We start from the raw sequence: 16,669 nt of genomic DNA on the forward strand, positions 1-16,669 counted from the left end.
AGGGTGGTGGTATGGATGCCGACGTGGTGCGCGCAGTCAACGACCTCACCACCCGCTGGGCCCGTGAACTCCCGGCGGGGAACACCGTCGTGTCCGGGCTCGGCCTCTGGCCGCTGCTCGCGATCCTGGCGACAGCCGCCGACGAACCCGGGCGCGCCGAGCTGGCCGCGGCCGCCGGGGTCGACGCGGCGACGGGCTCGCGGGATGCGCTGGCGCTGATCCAGGCGATCGACGGATCGGCCGATCTGCACGCGGCGCTGGGGGTCTGGGTGAGCGAGCACCTGAAGCTCGCGGAGTCCTTCGACAGTGTGATGCCGGCCCCGCTCGTCGGCATGCTCACCGGGCAGGCGGCCGTCGACAAGCCGAAGCTCGACGCGTGGGCGGCTCAGCACACCAACGACCTGATCCGGGAGATGCCGCTCGAGATCACGCCGGACGTGATGCTCGTGCTTGCCTCGGCGCTGTCGTTGCGGACGACCTGGGTGCGGCCGTTCACCGAGCAGATCCGGCGGATCCACGACGGGCCGTGGGCGGGCTCCTGGCACTGGCTCGACCGTGTCGACGACGACCTCGATGCGGTACGCCGGTACGACGAGCTGACCGTGATCACGGTGCGCGGTGACGCGGATGTCGACGTACTGCTCGGAGTGGGGCCGGGCGGGCAGGCCGACGTACTCGTGGGGCTGCTCGACGCCGCGGCCCGGCCGGGCGACGGCGTACCCGGAAACCGGCTGGTCGACCAGGGACAGCCTGGTGAGGAGATCGCGCCGGGGGTGAAGGTCGGGCAGACCACGGCGCCGCGACCGGACCTGAAGCTGACGTTGCCGTCGTTCAACGTGGAGGCGGAGCACGATCTGCTGGCGTTGCGGGAGCTCTTCGGGCTGAGCGCGGTCACCACGGATCCGGGCGAGCGCGGTCACTTCAGCGCGATCAGCCCGACGCCGCTCGCCGTCGGGCAGGCCAAGCAGAAGGTCCTCGCGCGGTTCTTCGCGACCGGGTTCGAGGCCGCGGCCGTCACGTCGATGGCTCTGATGCGTGCCTCGATGCCGACCCGCCAGGCCCGCCGGCTCGACGTCGCGCTGGACCGGCCGTTCGCGTTCGCGGCCGTACTGCGGGAGTCGCGGCTGCCGATCGTCGCCGGCTGGGTCGCGACGCCTACTGAGCCGGGAGACTGAACAGGCGGTTCAGCAGCGCGGACGCCTCGTCGACGCCGGCCTGGTCACCGGTGAGCAGCAGGTCGAACAACAACCCACGGGACGCCGCCAGACCGAGCCGCGCGTACGCCGGTGCTTCCTCCGGCGGGATGCCCGCCCGGATGCACAGCTCGATCACCGGCGGCAGCCACACGTTGATCAGATCCGCCTTGAGGGCCTCCGTGTGCGGGAGATCCTGCATCGCGTGGGCGCTCAGCTCGAAGAACAGCGGCCCGTAGATCAGCGTGGCCTCGGTGACGCGCCGCCAGAACAGTTCGTTCTGCTCGGCCAGGGGGAGGTCGGTCGACATCACTTCGGCCAGCAGGTCGCGCTGCTGCTGCTCGACCGTGCGTACCACTTCGGCGAGCAGTCCCTCGCGGGAGCCGAAGTGGTAGATCAGCATCCGGTGGCTGGTGCCGATGGAGGCGGCGATGCTGCGCAGGCTGGCGTCCCCGATGCCGTTCTTCGCGAAATGCTCGACGGCATCGGAGAGCAGGGACTCACGACTCACTGATCTGCTTCAGCTTCTCCGTCTCGGTCGCGATGTAGCGCTTGGTGAGACCGGCGTACAGCTTGCCGAACAGCCAGCCGAGCGGACCCTCCTGGATGATCGTCGCGGTCGCCACCGTGCCTTCCGGCGTACTGACGACGCGGTGACCGCCGGTGGTCTTGATCCCGGGACCTCGGGAGACCCACTCGAAGTACTCGCCCTCCTTGAGCTCTGTCACCTCCCAGATCGCGACCGGCAGCTTCGGCTGGCGGATCCGGGTCTTGGCGCCGATGTGGATGCGGCCCGCGTCGAGCCGCTCGACGGATTCGACGGTCGGCGTCCACTCGGGCCACCGCTCGACGTCGCTGAACACCTGCCACACCCGCTCGGGCGGGGCCTGAATCGTGCTGGAATGATCGAAGCGCATGTACCATATGGTACATCAGGTCAAGAGAAAGGTCAGCACTGTGTCAGGGTTCGGCGGGCGTCCGCCGGGCCCGCGGGAGTGCCAGGTAGGGTCTGTGGCCATGGCTGAGCAGAACGTCCCGCAGAACGTGGAGAACGAGCAGGACCCGGGCGCGAACACGCAGATGTTCCGCGCCTTCGTGAACGAGGGCCAGACCGAGGCCACCACCGATCCGAAGCTGAACGGCCGTGTCCTGGCCGTCGTCGGCGCCGCGGTGGTCCTGATCGCCGTCATCGCCGCGATCGCCGTCTTCTGACCGGTTGACCACCCTGCACGTCGAGGTCGTCAGGGTCTTCACCGACCCCGACGGCCGGTTCGGCAACCCCCTCGGCATCGTCGCCGGCCACCTCGTCCCACCCGCCGACCGCCGGCGCCTGGCCGCCGAGCTCGGCTACAGCGAGACCGTGTACGTCGACGACCCGGCCACCGGCACGCTCCGTATCTACACAGCCACGGGTGAGATGGCCTTCGCCGGCCACCCCACCGTCGGCGCCGCCTGGTGGCTCCACCACCACGGCCACCCCGTCGACACCCTCCACGTCCCCGCCGGCCCCATCCCGGTCACCCGCCAGGCAGACCTCTTCTCCGTCGAGGCCGACACCACCTGGGGCAGCACCTGGGAATGGCACCAGCTCGACTCCCCGGAGGCCGTCCTCGCCGCCGACCCCACGACGTACACGGCCGGCCACACCTACCTCTGGTCCTGGATCGACGAGCCCCTCGGAACCATCCGAGCCCGGGCCTTCGCCCCCGCCATGAGCGTCCCCGAAGACGAAGCCACCGGCTCAGCCGCCACCCAGCTAACCGCCCGCCTGGCCCGCCCCCTCCACATAACCCAAGGCCTCGGCTCCCAGCTCCACACCACCTGGAACCCACCCACCCACGCCACAGTCGGCGGCCACGTCCACCCGGCGGCCCCGCGCACCCTCACGTTCTGACCCGCCCGGATTTCGGTGTCCGTTGACGGGTGGTGGGGAGCGGATGGAGCATGGGGGCTCGGCTATAGGGGAGGTTCTGGTGGCGGAGGTTGTCAGGGCTGGGTTGGTGCAGACATCGTGGACCGGGGACAAGGAGTCCATGATCAAGGCGCATGAGGAGTATGCGCGGCAGGCGGCTTCGGCCGGGGTGCGGGTGTTGTGCTTCCAGGAGCTGTTCTACGGGCCGTACTTCTGCCAGTTGCAGGATCCGAAGTTCTACGAGTACGCCGAAGCCGTGCCGGGGCCGACCGTCGAGCGGTTCGCCGCGCTGGCCAAGGAGCTCGGGATGGTGATGGTGCTCCCGGTGTACGAGCAGGAGCAGCCGGGCGTGCTCTACAACACGGCCGCCGTCATCGATGCCGACGGCAAGTACCTGGGCAAGTACCGGAAGAACCACATCCCGCAGGTGAAGGGGTTCTGGGAGAAGTTCTACTTCCGCCCGGGGAACCTCGGCTACCCGGTGTTCGACACCGCGGTCGGCCGGATCGGCGTGTACATCTGCTACGACCGGCACTTCCCGGAGGGATGGCGCGCGCTCGGCCTGGCCGGCGCGAAGATCGTGTTCAACCCGTCGGCGACCAGCCGCGGGCTCTCGGCGTACCTGTGGAAGCTGGAGCAGCCGGCCAGTGCGGTGGCCAATGAGTACTTCATCGGGGCGATCAACCGGGTCGGCATCGAGTCCGACTTCGGTGAGAACGACTTCTACGGTACGTCGTACTTCGTCGACCCGGAGGGGAAGTTCGTCGGGGACGTCGGCCCCGACCACGATCCGGAACTGATCGTCCGCGACCTGGACCTCAGTCTCCTGGACACGGTCCGGGACCGCTGGCAGTTCTACCGCGACCGCCGACCGGACGCCTACGGGGACCTGACGAAGCCTTAGAACACAAGCGCTCAAAGGGGAGTGGCTTCAGATGTCTTTGCTGGTCAAAGGTGGAACTGTCGTAGGACCGACCGGGACCCGCGTCGCGGACGTCCTCGTGGAGGGCGAGAGGATCGTCGCGGTCCTCGATCCGTCGTACACCCCGGCGGTCACCGCCGACGAGGTGATCGATGCCGCCGGCAAGTATGTGATCCCGGGCGGGATCGACGCGCACACGCACATGGAGCTGCCGTTCGGCGGCACCGCGGCCAGTGACACCTTCGACACCGGGACCCGGGCCGCGGCCTGGGGCGGTACGACGACCATCATCGACTTCGCCGTCCAGCGGACCGGCGAAGTCGTGCAGGACGGCCTCGCCGCCTGGCACGCCAAGGCCGACGGCAACTGTCACATCGACTACGCGTTCCACATGATCCTCGGCGGCGTCGACACCGACGCCCTGAAGGCGATGGACCAGTTGGTCGCCGACGAGGGCATCACCAGTTTCAAGCTGTTCATGGCCTATCCGGGGGTCTTCTACTCCGACGACGGCCAGATCCTGCGGGCGATGCAGACCGCGCGGGAGAACGGCGCGATGATCATGATGCACGCGGAGAACGGCATCGCGATCGACGTCCTCGTGCAGCAGGCGCTGGCCCGTGGCGAGACCGACCCGATCTACCACGGCATCACCCGGCCCGCGGCGCTGGAGACCGAGGCGACCAGCCGGGCGATCGCGCTGGCCGAGGTCGCCCGGGACTGCCCGCTCTACATCGTCCACCTGTCCGCGAGCGGCGCGCTGGAGGCCGTCGCGCACGCCCGCGACGCCGGCCGGAACGTGTTCGCCGAGACCTGCCCGCAGTACCTCTACCTGACGCTGGAGGACCAGCTCGGCGCGCCGGGCTTCGAAGGCGCGAAGTGGGTCTGCTCGACCCCGCTGCGGAGCAAGCACGAGTCGCACGCGCGCGACCTGTGGAAGGGCCTCAGGAGCAACGATCTCGCGATCGTCTCGACCGACCACTGCCCGTTCTGCATGAAGGACCAGAAGGAGCTCGGCGTCGGTGACTTCTCCAAGATCCCGAACGGCATCGGCGGCGTCGAGCACCGCGTCGACCTGATCTACCAGGGCGTGGTGGACGGCAAGCTCTCGCTGGAGCGCTGGGTCGAGACGATCTCGACCACGCCGGCCCGGATGTTCGGGCTGTACCCGCAGAAGGGGATCGTCCAGCCCGGCTCGGACGCCGACCTGGTCGTCTACGACCCGGCCGGTACGACGCGGATCGGTGTCGAGACGCATCACATGAACATGGACTACTCGGCGTACGAAGGGGTCGAGATCCAGGGCCGGGTGGGCACCGTGATCTCGCGCGGCGAGGTGATTGTGGCTGATGGCAACTACCATGGCCGGAAGGGCCGGGGGAAGTTCCTGAAGCGCGGCCTGTCGTCGTATCTGATGTAAGGGGGAGAGCGACCGTGGACTTCGGTGTGGTGTTCCAGTGCGATCCGCCCGCGTCCACGGTCGTGGACCTGGCGCGGAAGGCCGAGGAGGCCGGGTTCGGCTACGTCTGGACGTTCGACTCGCACCTGCTCTGGCAGGAGCCGTTCGTCATCTACAGCCAGATCCTGGCCGCGACCCGGCGGGTGATCGTCGGCCCGATGGTGACGAACCCGGGCACCCGGGACTGGACCGTGATCGCGTCCCAGTTCGCCACCTTGAACGAGATGTTCGGCAATCGGACGATCTGCGGCATCGGCCGCGGCGACTCCGCGCTACGGACGCTCGGCGCCAAGCCCGGCACGATCGACGAGATGAAGCAGTGTGTCGAGATCGTCCGCTCGATGGCCCGCGGCGAAACGGTCGAGTACCGCGGTCAGCAGCTCAAGTTCGCCTGGGTCGACCATGGTGCGCTGGACGTCTGGGTCGCGGCGTACGGACCGAAGGCGCTGGCGGCGACCGGTGAGGTCGGCGACGGGTACATCCTGCAGCTGGCCGACCCCGACATCGCCGAGTGGATGATCACCGCGGTTCGCCGTTCCGCCGAGCAGGCGGGCCGGGATCCGGCCGCGATCAAGTTCTGCGTCGCGGCACCGGCGTACGTCGGGGACGACCTGGCCCACCAGCGTGAGCAGACCCGGTGGTTCGGCGGGATGGTCGGCAACCACGTGGCCGACATCGTCGAGCGTTACGGGACGTCCGGCGCGGTGCCGAAGGCGCTCACGGACTACATCGAGGGGCGCAAGGGCTACGACTACTCCCAGCACGGCCGGGCGGGCAACATCCACACGGACTTCGTGCCGGACGAGGTCGTCGACCGGTTCTGCATCCTCGGCCCGGTCGAGAATCACCTGGCGCGGCTGGAGGAGCTGAAGGCGCTCGGCGTCGACCAGTTCGCGGTGTACCTCCAGCACGACGCCAAGGAAGAGACGCTGGCCGCCTACGGCAAGGACATCATTCCGGCGTTCTGAGCTGGAGCCGCTCGGCCGCGCGGGCCAACCGCAGTCCGGGCGGCGTCACGCCGTACGACGTCGTCGGCGGGTAGCCCGTGGTCACGGTCCGAGTGATCAGCTCGGCGGCTTCGAGGTCCTTCAGGGCCAGCGTCAGCGCGCGGTTCGAGGTATCGGGCAGGGCACTGCGAAGCTCGGAGAAGCGGCGTTCGCCGTCCGCGAGCAGCGCGAGGATCGGCAGGGACCACTTCTTCAGGCCGACGTCGGTGGCGTCGAGCTCGCGCAGCAGGTCCGTCAGCGCGGCGGCCGGCTCGGCGAGGCGCGCGCCGGCGTCGGTCAGCAGGTACTCCGGTCGCAGCGGGTGGCCGTGTCCCGGGTTGCGCCGGATCAGGCCGGCCTCGGTCAGGAAGGTGAGCGTCCGGCTGAGGGACTCGCGGCCGACGCCGAGGGTGTGGGTGAGGTTCACGAAGCGGCCGCCGTAGCCGCGATGCAGTTCGGCGAGCACCGGCACGGCCCAGCGGAGGTGGACCAGGGTCGCCAGCGTTGACACGAAAGTAAGCTTAGTATAAAAACAGGACCATGAGTAGCATCGAGTACGACGGGCGCGCGGTCTGCGCGCTCGAGGTCGCCGATCTGGAGCAGTCGCTCCGGTGGTACGAGCAGGCGCTCGGATTCGAGGTCGTGCACCGGCTGGAGTCCTGGGGCTGGGCCGAGCTGAGTACGCCGCTGCCCGGGATCTCGGTCGGGATCGGCCAGGTCGAGAAGCCGAAGACCGACGGCGGGGTGGTGGTCACCTTCGGGGTGCAGGACATCGACAAGGCCCGCACGCACCTCGAGTCGCTCGGGACACGCTTCGACGGGCCGACCCGGCAGATCGCGGACGAGGTGCGCCTCGCGACGTTCTACGACCCGGACGGCAACACGTTCATGCTCGCGCAGCGGCTCGTCGAGCAGGCCCGGCCGACGGCCCGGGAGTCGTGAGTACGCCACCGCGGCCGGGGATGGAGAGTCTGACGATCGTCCTGCTCCGCCGCCCCGCCGAGCCGCCGGTCCTGCCGGACGACGAGCAGGACCGGGTCCAGGCGGCGCACCTGGACTTCCTCGACCGGCTGCGCAAGGAGGGCGTGATGGGTGCGGCCGGCCCCTTCCGCGATCACGACGACGAGAAGCTGCGCGGTCTGTGTGTCTACCGGACCGGTATCGAGGAGGCCCGCCGGCACGCGGCCGACGATCCGGCCGTCCACGCGGGCATCCTCGAGGCCGAGGCGATCACCTGGTGGTTCCGCGAGGGTGAGATCCGGCTGGCCTAGGGCTCCCACCGGTAGGCGCCCGGCAGCAGGTCCGTGGCGAGGACCGAGCCGACGCCGTCCTCCGTGGGCAGGATGACGCGGATGGTCGGGTGGTAGTCGACCAGCACCTGCCGGTCGCGCCCGCACGGGCCGACCACGCCACGACCTTCGTTGCCCACGGCCACGATCGTGGTCAGCTCGCGCGCACCGTCGGCGCGAGCCCGGCCGAGGGCGACCAGCTCGGCGCACGGGCCGCCGGTGAAGTGGTAGAGGTTGATCCCGGCGTACATCCGCCCGTCCACGCCGCGGACCGCGGCGCCCATCGTGTAGACGCCGTCCGGTCCGTCGGTGTTCGCGTCGACCGTCCGGCGGGCCAGCTCGATCAGCTCGCGGTCGTCGTCGGTCAGGGGTTGCACGTCCATCAGCCGGCGATCCTCTTCAGTTCGGCGTCGACGACCGTCTTGACGGTCTTGATCTCGGCGGCCGGGTCGGCGCCGCTGCGGATGATCCGGTTGAGGGCGTCGGAGTACGCCGTACCCGACTTCGGCGACCACAGGATCGGGGTCTGCGCGTGCCCGTTCTCGTTGACGAACTTCGCGGCGTCGGCGGCCGGGCCGGACTTGAGCTTGTCCGCCTTCGCGACCAGGCTCTTGCGGGCCGGGATGTGGAAGCCGTACGACTGGGCGAAGTCGAGCTGGTCGTCGGTCTGGTCGACCCACAGCCACTGGACGAACTTCTTCGCCGCGTCGACGTTCTTCGACTTCGCGTTCACGCACGAGCCGTAGGCGCCGACCGGGACACTCGGCTCGCCGGTGGTCGCGTTCAGCTTCGGCCAGGGGAGTACGCCGAAGTCGTCCGGGAACGCCTTCTGGATGGCCGGCAGCGTCCACAGGCCGGTGAACTGCATCGCGGTCAGGCCCTGCGTGAACGCGGACGGGTCGGACCAGTCGGTCGGTGCCCCGAGCAACAGAACCTTCGAGGTCCAGAACTCGCGCAGCTTGCGCAACGACTCGACCGCGGCCGGGTCGTCGAAGCCGAACTGGTGGTCCGCGGTCAGGTAGTCCAGCCCGGCCGACCAGAGCGCCGGACCGCCGAGGATGCCGACGCCGCCGTCGTTGCCGACGAACAGGCCCTTGGTCTTGTCGTTGGTCAGCTTCTTCGCGGCGTCGAGCAGTTCGTCGACGGTCTGTGGCGGCTGCACGCCGGCCGCGCTGAGCAGGCTCTTGCGGTAGACGAGTAGCTGCATGTCGGTGACCTGCGGGATGCCGTAAAGCTTGCCCTGGTAGGTCATCCGGTCGATCAGCGACGGGGTTAAGTCGGATTTGGCATCACCGAGCAGGTCGGTCAGGTCGACGACCTGGTTGCCCTTGATCATGTCGATGGTCGGCCCGTTGCCGTACTCGAACACATCCGGACCCTGGTCGGTGAGCAACGCGGTCGACGTCTTCTTGTCGTAGTCACCCGGCGACCACTGCACCGTCACGGTCGCGTCCGGGTAGGCCTTCGCGTACCGCTCGACCGCCTGCTGCGTCCCGGCCTCGCCGTACTGGTGGTACCACTGCGACAACGCCGGCTTGGACCCGCTCGACCCACCGGCCTCCGGCCGCCCGCTGTTCGACCCACACCCGGCCACCGCCATCGCGGCCAGCCCACCACCGACAGCCAGAAACCGCCGCCTGCTGATCATCACGCCGTTCTCCGTCCTGCGCGGTCCCACAGCCCGCACACCGTCCCCGACCCTACGACGCCCCCGGTGCGCCAACACGGCACTTCCACCTCGCGGTCTTCGGAGTAACGTTCAGCTGTGCATCACGTGCGTGCTCGCTTCTCTTCAGGAGCAGTGCGAGTTGGCAGTGGGTTGGCCGGGGCGAGCACCGTCAGACCGGAAGACTCACGCGTCCGAGAGGCGGGCGATGGTGGCTGAGGCGCGGCGGACGATCGGGACCGGGCCCTCGGGGAGGACGTCGCCGATGAACGTGTAGTGCTTGAGGATCTCGGGGTCGACGCCGCCGGGGCGGTGGCGGCTGTGGTCGCGGACCCAGTCGATGATGTCGCCCCAGCCGGGGGCCGCGAGCGAGCCGCCGAAGTGCTGGACCGACAGGCCGGCGCAGAGGTTGCCGAAGGCCAGCCGGTGGGCGAGCGGCCAGCCGCGGAGCGTGCCGAGGACGAGCGAGGCGAGGAAGACGTCACCAGCGCCGGTCGGGTCGTACGACCGGACCGGGAGGGCCGGCACCTGCTCCTCTTCGCCGGTCGTCGAGTCGATCGCGAGTACGCCGTCCGCGCCGTTCGTGACGACCGCCAACGGGACGCGCTCGGCCAGCTTGTGCAGCGCGGCCTTCGGGGTGTCGGTCCGGGTGTAGGCCATCGCCTCGGTCGCGTTCGGGGTGAACGCGTGGAAACCCTCGAGTACGTCGAGAACCGCGGGCGACCACTCGTCGGTCGGGTCCCAGCCGACGTCGCCGAACAGCAGCGCCCCGGACTGCATCGCCTCGACCGTCCAGCCCGGGAGCTCGGCTTCGACCGGGACGATCGCCGACCGGGTCTTCAGACCGGGACCGACCAGTTTGCTCGGGTCGCCGGGGGCCTCGTGCGCGTGCGTGACCATCGCCCGGTCGCGGTCCAGCGACATCGAGACGGTGACCGGCGAGTGCCAGTGGCCGATCCGGCGGGAGTGCGACAGGTCCACGCCCTCCTGGTCGGCCAGGGTCCGCCAGCAGAAGTCGGCGTACACGTCGTCGCCGAAGACCGTGGCCAGGCCGGTCTTCAGGCCGAGCCGGCTGGCCGCGATCGCGAAGTTGGCGACGCCGCCGGGGCAGGATCCCATCCCCTCGGCGAAGATCTCGGTCCCGGTGGTCGGGGCGGAGTCGAGGCCGGTCAGCACGATGTCGAGGAACACCGTGCCTTGTACGAATACGTCGTAGGCGTCCGGGTCGTCCATCACGATGACACTGCTCCTTGTCATGCTGGCGGTTCTGTCGGTGGCCGGTGGAATGCTCCTTCGTAGCATCATCGACCGGTCATCACCATGGAATTGGGAGGACGCGTATGAGTGCCGGGGTGTGTCCGTGATTCCGACCTGGATCTCGGTGGTCGGTGTGGTGATGACTGTGCTGAGTCCCCTGCTCGCGCTCGGTGGTGTGGCACTGGGGTCGTACCTGACCCGCAAGTCGGATCGTGAGCTGGACACCTGGCGGCATCGCGAGGAGACCATGCGGATGGTCCGGTGGGCGGTCGAGCAGATCCTCGAGGGCGAGGACGCGGGGACGGACGCCGGTGTGGTGACGCTGCGCTCACTGATGCGCTCGGAGCTGTTACAGCCCGAGGACTACGACCTGGTCGCCGCGCTGACCGCCTCCGTTGCGATCGACCGGGTCGGCCCGGCCGCGTACGCTGATACTGCGGACTTGGACGTCGAGATCGTCGAGGGAGACAGTGAGAATGGCTGAGAAGAGGACCTTGAAGGTCTCCCGACAGGCCGTCGAGCTGGCCCGGCTGCACGTCGAGGCGGCCCGCCGCGCCGGCCGCAAACCCGAGCCGGGCCTCGCCCGCATCGCCGACGCCCGCCCGGACAACGGCGGCGCGGCCCCCGCCCCCGCCTGAGCACACCGTCTATCGGACGCGCCCGCACGGACCGGCAGGTCTGGTCGGCGGCACGCCCGGGAGCACCTACACTGACTCACGGCCGCTTCGGTGGCGTACGGTGCACCACGTGGTTACCGTTGCGTCGCTCCCTGTTCCCGACCACGGCCGGATGATCCCGTGATCCGCTTCGAGAATGTGTCCAAGACGTACGAGGGCCAGTCCAAGGCCGCTCTGCTGAACGTCAACGTCGAGATCGAAAAAGGCGAGTTCGTCTTCCTCGTCGGCACCTCCGGGTCCGGCAAGTCGACGTTCCTGCGTCTGGTCCTGCGTGAGCACCGGACGTCCAAGGGTCACATCATGGTGGCCGGCAAGGACCTGAACCGGCTGGCCAGCTGGCGGATCCCGCAGATGCGCCGGCAGATCGGGACCGTGTTCCAGGACTTCCGCCTGCTGCCGAACAAGACCGTCGCGGAGAACGTGGCGTTCGCCCTGCAGGTGATCGGCAAGCCCCGCTCGCACATCCGCAAGACGGTGCCCGAGGTGCTGGAGCTGGTCGGCCTGGACGGCAAGGAGGACCGGCTCCCCGACGAGCTGTCCGGCGGTGAGCAGCAGCGGGTCGCGATCGCCCGCGCGTTCGTGAACCGGCCGATGATCCTGATCGCCGACGAGCCGACCGGAAACCTGGACCCTGGTACGTCGGTGGGCATCATGAAGCTGCTGGACCGGATCAACCGGACCGGCACCACGGTCGTGATGGCCACCCACGACGTGTCCATCGTCGACCAGATGCGCAAGCGCGTGATCGAGCTGGAGAACGGTCATGTCGTCCGCGACGAGTCGCGCGGCGTCTACGGCTACCAGCACTGAGAACAGGGACTACTGACTGATGCGCTTGAACTACATCCTCTCCGACCTCGGTATCGGGCTGAAGCGGAACCTCTCGATGACGATCGCGGTCGTCGTCACCATCTGGGTCTCCCTGTCGCTGTTCGGCAGCGCGCTGCTCGCCCGCGAGCAGGTCGACCTGATGAAGGGGAACTGGTACGACAAGATCCAGATCTCGGTCTTCCTCTGCACCAAGGACTCCGGCGGCCGCGGCTGCTCCGGCGCCGAGGTGACGCAGGAGCAGAAGAACCGGATCCAGCAGGTGATCACGGCGAACCCGGACACCGCGCCCGACGGCGTGTTCTCGGAGTCGAAGCGGGAGGCGTTCGACTCGTTCAAGAAGCTGTACAAGGACTCGCCGATCGTCAGCACGGTCACCGAGGACCAGATGCAGGAGTCCTTCCGGGTCAAGCTGCGCGACCCGCAGCGCTACCAGAACCTGGTCAGCGCGGTCAGCGGCCTGCCCGGCGTCGACACCGTCCAGGACCTCAGACAGTATCTGGACCCGTTGTTCAAGGCGCTGAACGGCTTGCAAGTCGGAGCGCTGGTGGCGGCGGGTCTGCTGCTGGTCGCCGCGCTGATGCAGATCTCGAACACGATCCGGTTGGCGGCGTACGCCCGTAGACGTGAGATCGGCATCATGCGCCTGGTGGGCGCGTCGAACTTCTATATCCAGCTGCCGTTCCTGCTCGAAGCGGTCCTGGCGGCACTCATCGGCGCGGTCCTTGCCTGCGGCACCTTGTGGGTCGGGGTGTACTTCGTCGTCATGCAGCGGGCCCAGGAGACGTTCCGGGTCTGGCAGTGGGTCGGCGCCACCGAGACCTTCCGGGCCACGCTGATCATGGTGGTGGTCGGCCTGGTGCTCGCGGTCGTCCCGACATTCCTGACAACACGGAAATACCTCAAAGTCTGACCCGGGTGACCTATCGTGCAGTACCAGGAGTCACAGCAGTAACTCCTGCACCGCACGACAACTTCATCCAGAGCAAGGGGTCGACCTGTGGTCCCGCACTTCCCCGGTGCGAACCCGCGTAGGCGGGGGAGCATCCAGCGAGACGACAGCACCGGCACCTCCGCTCCGCCGTACCCGCGATCGCGCACGAGACCGCAGGGCCGGCCGACGGTGGTCGCTGCTTGCTGCCTTGTCCTGTCCCTGTCCGCCGGAGTCCTGGCGGCGGTGCCGTCTGCCCAGGCGGACCCGCCCGATCCAGCCGCGAAGAAGAAGCAACTCGACTCGCAGATCAACCAGCAGAAGGTCGATCTCGCCGAGGCGTCCGACCAGCTCGGCAAGTCCGTGGCCGCGTACAACCAGGCCGAGGTGAAGTACCAGGCCGTCCAGGTCCGGTATGCCGCCGCCCAGGGCAGGCTCGCCGCCGCGAAGGCGGCCGATCTGGTGGCCGCGAGCAAGCTCGCCGCGGCCGAACAGGCCTTGCGCACGGCGGTCGCCGACGTCGAAGCCGGTGAGCAGCTGATCGCGGAGAAGCGGGCCGTGGCCGGCCGGGCGGTGCGATCGGCGTACCAGCAGCAGAACAGCCTGGTCGGGTTGTCGATCGCCTTGCGGGGCGCGTCGCCGGCCGAGATCGCCACCGGGATGCAGGTGCAGCGGAACGTGTTCGGCATCCAGGGCAACGCGATCACCAACCTGAACAACGCGCAGGCGCAGCTGGCCAGCAAGCGGGTCAAGGTCGCGGCCGCCGAGCAGGCCGCCGCGGACGCCCGGGCCGAGGCCGCGCGGACGGTGCAGCAGGTGACCGAGCTGACCAGGCAGGTGGCGGCCGACAAGGCCGAGGCCGCCGCGGTCGCGCAGGTCAAGCTGGTCGCGTTCAAGGCCGCCGAGAAGGAGAAGAACACCGAGCTGGCGCAGTACAACTCGCTGCTGCGCGAGCGGAGCCGGGTCGAGCAGATCCTGATCGCCCGGGCCAAGGCCGAGAAGGCCGCCGCCGCCCGCCGCAAGGCGGCCGCGGAGAAGGCCGAACGGGCGAAGGCGCGCAAGGAGGGCCGGCCGCCGCGGAAGATCCCGGACGCCCCCGACGACGGCGGACTCAGCTACCCGGTGAGCAGCTACATCACCTCGCCGTACGGGATGCGGTTCCACCCGGTGCTGCACTACTGGAAGCTGCACGACGGCACCGACTTCCGTGCCCCCTGCGGTACGCCGATCCGCGCCGCGGCCGACGGGGTGGTGACCGACAAGTACTACAACGGCGGCTACGGCAACCGGCTGTTCGTCTCACACGGAGTGATGGACGGGTCCTCGATCACGACGGTCTACAACCACCTGTCGCGGTACAAGGCCCACGTCGGTGAGCGGGTCAGCAAGGGCGAGATCATCGGGTACGCCGGAACGACCGGCTACTCCACCGGCTGCCACCTGCACTTCATGGTGTACCAGGACGGCCGCGTGGTTAATCCGATGAAGTGGTTGTAGACGGTCTGAGATACTGGTCGGATGGTGAAACAGACCGGCCAGCAGAAGCCGATCGCGCAGAACCGGAAGGCGCGACACGACTACCACATCGAGGACGTGGTGGAGGCCGGGCTGGTGCTGACGGGGACCGAGGTGAAGTCCCTGCGACAGGGCCGGGCCTCCCTCGTCGACGCGTTCGCCGCGGTCCGGGGCAACGAGCTGTGGCTGCAGGGGATGCACATCCCTGAGTACAAGCACGGCACCTGGACCAACCACGAGCCCCGGCGGACCCGCAAGCTGCTGCTGCACAAGGACGAGATGCAGAAGCTGATCCGGGCCGTCGAGCAGCAGGGCGTCTCGCTGATCCCGCTGTCGCTGTACTTCAAGGACGGGTACGCCAAGGTCGAGCTCGCCACCGGGCGCGGCAAGAAGGACTACGACAAGCGGCAGGCCCTGGCCGAGCGGCAGGCCGACCGCGAGGCCCGGCGCGCGCTGTCGGACCGGACCCGCAGGCGCTGAGCCCGGTCGCCGGACCCGAGTGATGGCTGGGGTCGGGTCAGGGGTTGCTGGGGGCTGCACCCGATGGGGTGGGCGGCCGCCGGCGCGCAGAGTGGAGGCATGTCCACTTCAGACCTGCTGGTGACGCCGGCCCAACGGGACCGCGCGGTCGAGATCCTGAAAGAAATGTACGCCGACGGCCGCCTGGACCACGCCGAGTTCGACACCCGGCTGGAGCTCGCGCTGAAGGCCCGCACGCGCGCCGAGCTGAACAGCACGTTCGACGGACTCGTCTCCCGGCCGGTCCCGACGTACGCGCCGGCCGCCTTCACCCGACCGGCCCCGCTCCAGCGGTACGACTCCAACGGGCGCGGGATGGGGACAGTGGCGCACTGGCTCGGGTACCCGACGTTCTTCGTCGGCCCGGCGATCGTGGTCGCGACATCCGGTCAGAAGAACCCGGCGGTCCGCAGGCACGCGGTCGAGGCGCTGAACTTCCAGCTGACCGCGTTCGGCGCGTTCGCCCTCCTGGGGATCATGACCGGGGCGACGCACGGCTTCACGGGCTTCCTCTTCCCGCTGCTCGGCATCCTCTGGTTCGTCCTCACCGGCATCGGCGGCCTCGCCACCGCGGTCGGCACGAACTTCCGCTACCCCTTCACCGTGCGGCTGATCAAGTAGCTCCTCTCTTACGCTGGGCGGCATGGTTGTTCCTGTCGCGGCGCGCTGGGAGGTCACCGCGTTCCTGGGGCTGACTGCGGCCACCGGGTTGATCGATGCGGTGAGTTATCTGAGCCTCGGGCACACGTTCGTGGCGAACATGACGGGGAACATCGTCTTCCTCGGCTTCGCGGTGGCGCCGGAGTCAGGGTTCCGCTTCGGGCCGCCGGTGGCGGCGGTGCTGGGCTTCGTGCTCGGGTCACTAGCCGGCGGGCGGGCGGCTCGTCTGCTGGACGGGCGGCCGCGGCGGTGGTTGGGGACGGTCTTCGGGGTGCAGGCGGTCGTGTTGTGGGTGTGCGCGCTGCTCGTGGGCGTCGGCGTACTGCGGGAGACGGGCGGGTCGTCGTACCTGCTGATCGTGGCGCTGGCGGCCTGCTTCGGGCTGCAGAACGCGACGGTCCGGCACGTGGCGCCGCGCGACATGACCACGACTGTCCTCACACTGACGCTCACCGGCCTGGCCGCCGACAGCGTCCTCGGCACCGGCCGGACCGCCAAACCGCACCGCCGACTGGGGTCCATCGCCGCCATGCTCGCCGGTGCGGCGATCGGGGCGTTGCTGCTCCAGAAGACCACGTCCGGTGTCATCGCCCTGGCCGGCGCCGCGGTGGCCGCGTCGGCGCTGATCTTCGTCCTGGCGCCCGCCAGAACCCGGGATCCGGCCCCCTGACCGCTCCGGCCCGCCGCTCCGGCCGGGAATGTGAGGTGCGGGCGGTCTGTTGGACTTGATAGTGTGGATCTTCCACCACCCCTCGGGGCTTGGTGGGAGTTTGACAACTCAACAGGGGGTGAACGGTTTCGACTTTGGACGTTAGTTCCAAGAGAAGCGGGCCGAGGATCCAGGGTTATCTCGTT

At 69.0% G+C, this 16,669-nt stretch carries 22 protein-coding genes; 16 read left to right on the forward strand and 6 right to left on the reverse strand.

The annotated features are described in order from the left end of the window. Positions 1-11 precede the first annotated feature (11 nt). Positions 12-1,175 (forward strand): serpin family protein, encoded by a 1,164-nt coding sequence (locus ACZ6O0_RS15570; protein WP_465765548.1) that lies wholly within the window; start codon positions 12-14, stop codon positions 1,173-1,175. On the opposite strand, the gene ACZ6O0_RS15575 is transcribed toward ACZ6O0_RS15570, so the two are convergent. Both ACZ6O0_RS15575 and ACZ6O0_RS15580 read right to left on the reverse strand, forming a co-directional pair. Then, positions 1,156-1,704, reverse strand: coding sequence for a TetR/AcrR family transcriptional regulator (locus ACZ6O0_RS15575; protein ID WP_465765549.1), 549 nt, complete (start codon positions 1,702-1,704; stop codon positions 1,156-1,158). The two genes, ACZ6O0_RS15570 and ACZ6O0_RS15575, sit on opposite strands and share 20 nt — an antisense overlap. Then, positions 1,694-2,110, reverse strand: a complete 417-nt coding sequence (locus tag ACZ6O0_RS15580; protein WP_465765550.1) for an SRPBCC family protein — start codon at positions 2,108-2,110, stop codon at positions 1,694-1,696. The genes ACZ6O0_RS15575 and ACZ6O0_RS15580 overlap by 11 nt, the downstream gene beginning before the upstream one ends. A gap of 100 nt (positions 2,111-2,210) precedes the next feature. On the opposite strand from ACZ6O0_RS15580, the gene ACZ6O0_RS15585 reads away from it, so the two are divergent. Genes ACZ6O0_RS15585 through ACZ6O0_RS15605 form a run of 5 tightly spaced genes read left to right on the forward strand, consistent with a single transcriptional unit; the run spans position 2,211 to position 6,454 of the window. After that, positions 2,211-2,405, forward strand: a complete 195-nt coding sequence (locus ACZ6O0_RS15585; RefSeq protein ID WP_465765551.1) for a hypothetical protein — start codon at positions 2,211-2,213, stop codon at positions 2,403-2,405. A gap of 4 nt (positions 2,406-2,409) precedes the next feature. Next, positions 2,410-3,087: a PhzF family phenazine biosynthesis protein gene (locus ACZ6O0_RS15590; protein WP_465765552.1), complete on the forward strand. Its 678-nt coding sequence runs from the start codon at positions 2,410-2,412 to the stop codon at positions 3,085-3,087. 43 nt (positions 3,088-3,130) lie between these two features. Then, the gene (locus ACZ6O0_RS15595) at positions 3,131-4,009 is read left to right on the forward strand and encodes a nitrilase-related carbon-nitrogen hydrolase (RefSeq protein ID WP_465765553.1); all 879 of its coding nucleotides are present in this window, start codon (positions 3,131-3,133) and stop codon (positions 4,007-4,009) included. A gap of 31 nt (positions 4,010-4,040) precedes the next feature. After that, positions 4,041-5,447 (forward strand): dihydropyrimidinase, encoded by a 1,407-nt coding sequence (hydA, locus tag ACZ6O0_RS15600; RefSeq protein ID WP_465765554.1) that lies wholly within the window; start codon positions 4,041-4,043, stop codon positions 5,445-5,447. Positions 5,448-5,461: 14 nt separating this feature from the next. Beyond that, a complete protein-coding gene (locus tag ACZ6O0_RS15605) occupies positions 5,462-6,454 on the forward strand; it encodes a TIGR03842 family LLM class F420-dependent oxidoreductase (RefSeq protein WP_465765555.1) in 993 nt (330 codons plus the stop codon). On the opposite strand, the gene ACZ6O0_RS15610 is transcribed toward ACZ6O0_RS15605, so the two are convergent. Continuing rightward, on the reverse strand, positions 6,438-6,983 hold the full coding sequence (locus ACZ6O0_RS15610) for a winged helix-turn-helix transcriptional regulator (RefSeq protein WP_465765556.1): 546 nt from the start codon (positions 6,981-6,983) through the stop codon (positions 6,438-6,440). The two genes, ACZ6O0_RS15605 and ACZ6O0_RS15610, sit on opposite strands and share 17 nt — an antisense overlap. 29 nt (positions 6,984-7,012) lie before the next feature. On the opposite strand from ACZ6O0_RS15610, the gene ACZ6O0_RS15615 reads away from it, so the two are divergent. Continuing rightward, positions 7,013-7,414 carry a VOC family protein gene (locus tag ACZ6O0_RS15615; protein WP_465765557.1) on the forward strand — a complete coding sequence of 134 codons (402 nt, stop codon included), beginning with the start codon at positions 7,013-7,015 and terminating at the stop codon, positions 7,412-7,414. After that, complete coding sequence (locus tag ACZ6O0_RS15620; RefSeq protein WP_465765558.1) at positions 7,411-7,743, forward strand: YciI family protein; 333 nt, start codon at positions 7,411-7,413, stop codon at positions 7,741-7,743. The genes ACZ6O0_RS15615 and ACZ6O0_RS15620 overlap by 4 nt, the downstream gene beginning before the upstream one ends. Here ACZ6O0_RS15620 and ACZ6O0_RS15625 read toward each other — a convergent pair. The 3 genes from ACZ6O0_RS15625 to ACZ6O0_RS15635 all read right to left on the reverse strand — a co-directional run bounded on the left by ACZ6O0_RS15625 (position 7,740) and on the right by ACZ6O0_RS15635 (position 10,684). Then, the gene (locus tag ACZ6O0_RS15625; RefSeq protein WP_465765559.1) at positions 7,740-8,144 is read right to left on the reverse strand and encodes a cytidine deaminase family protein; all 405 of its coding nucleotides are present in this window, start codon (positions 8,142-8,144) and stop codon (positions 7,740-7,742) included. The genes ACZ6O0_RS15620 and ACZ6O0_RS15625 overlap by 4 nt on opposite strands. After that, a complete protein-coding gene (locus tag ACZ6O0_RS15630; RefSeq protein ID WP_465765599.1) occupies positions 8,144-9,409 on the reverse strand; it encodes an ABC transporter substrate-binding protein in 1,266 nt (421 codons plus the stop codon). Before ACZ6O0_RS15630 ends, ACZ6O0_RS15625 begins: the two co-directional genes overlap by 1 nt. A 204-nt stretch (positions 9,410-9,613) precedes the next feature. Beyond that, positions 9,614-10,684 carry a carbohydrate kinase family protein gene (locus ACZ6O0_RS15635; protein ID WP_465765560.1) on the reverse strand — a complete coding sequence of 357 codons (1,071 nt, stop codon included), beginning with the start codon at positions 10,682-10,684 and terminating at the stop codon, positions 9,614-9,616. Between the two features lie 103 nt (positions 10,685-10,787). Between ACZ6O0_RS15635 and ACZ6O0_RS15640 the strand changes: the two genes are divergently transcribed. From ACZ6O0_RS15640 to ACZ6O0_RS15675, 8 genes are all read left to right on the forward strand, one after another. Then, positions 10,788-11,168 carry a hypothetical protein gene (locus ACZ6O0_RS15640; protein WP_465765561.1) on the forward strand — a complete coding sequence of 127 codons (381 nt, stop codon included), beginning with the start codon at positions 10,788-10,790 and terminating at the stop codon, positions 11,166-11,168. Then, a complete protein-coding gene (locus tag ACZ6O0_RS15645) occupies positions 11,161-11,322 on the forward strand; it encodes a hypothetical protein (RefSeq protein WP_465765562.1) in 162 nt (53 codons plus the stop codon). Before ACZ6O0_RS15640 ends, ACZ6O0_RS15645 begins: the two co-directional genes overlap by 8 nt. A 159-nt stretch (positions 11,323-11,481) precedes the next feature. Next, on the forward strand, positions 11,482-12,171 hold the full coding sequence (gene ftsE, locus ACZ6O0_RS15650) for a cell division ATP-binding protein FtsE (RefSeq protein ID WP_077013482.1): 690 nt from the start codon (positions 11,482-11,484) through the stop codon (positions 12,169-12,171). A gap of 19 nt (positions 12,172-12,190) precedes the next feature. Further along, on the forward strand, positions 12,191-13,102 hold the full coding sequence (ftsX, locus tag ACZ6O0_RS15655; protein ID WP_465765563.1) for a permease-like cell division protein FtsX: 912 nt from the start codon (positions 12,191-12,193) through the stop codon (positions 13,100-13,102). Between the two features lie 264 nt (positions 13,103-13,366). Next, on the forward strand, positions 13,367-14,617 hold the full coding sequence (locus ACZ6O0_RS15660; RefSeq protein ID WP_465765564.1) for a peptidoglycan DD-metalloendopeptidase family protein: 1,251 nt from the start codon (positions 13,367-13,369) through the stop codon (positions 14,615-14,617). Positions 14,618-14,638: 21 nt separating this feature from the next. Beyond that, on the forward strand, positions 14,639-15,115 hold the full coding sequence (gene smpB / locus ACZ6O0_RS15665; RefSeq protein ID WP_465765565.1) for an SsrA-binding protein SmpB: 477 nt from the start codon (positions 14,639-14,641) through the stop codon (positions 15,113-15,115). Between the two features lie 99 nt (positions 15,116-15,214). Then, positions 15,215-15,775 (forward strand): magnetosome magnetite crystal formation protein family, encoded by a 561-nt coding sequence (locus ACZ6O0_RS15670; RefSeq protein WP_465765566.1) that lies wholly within the window; start codon positions 15,215-15,217, stop codon positions 15,773-15,775. Positions 15,776-15,797: 22 nt separating this feature from the next. Further along, entirely contained in the window at positions 15,798-16,484 is a 687-nt protein-coding gene (locus ACZ6O0_RS15675) for a YoaK family protein (protein ID WP_465765567.1), read from the forward strand. The last annotated feature ends 185 nt before the right edge of the window (positions 16,485-16,669 follow it).

The organism is Kribbella sp. NPDC048837, assembly GCF_055586945.1.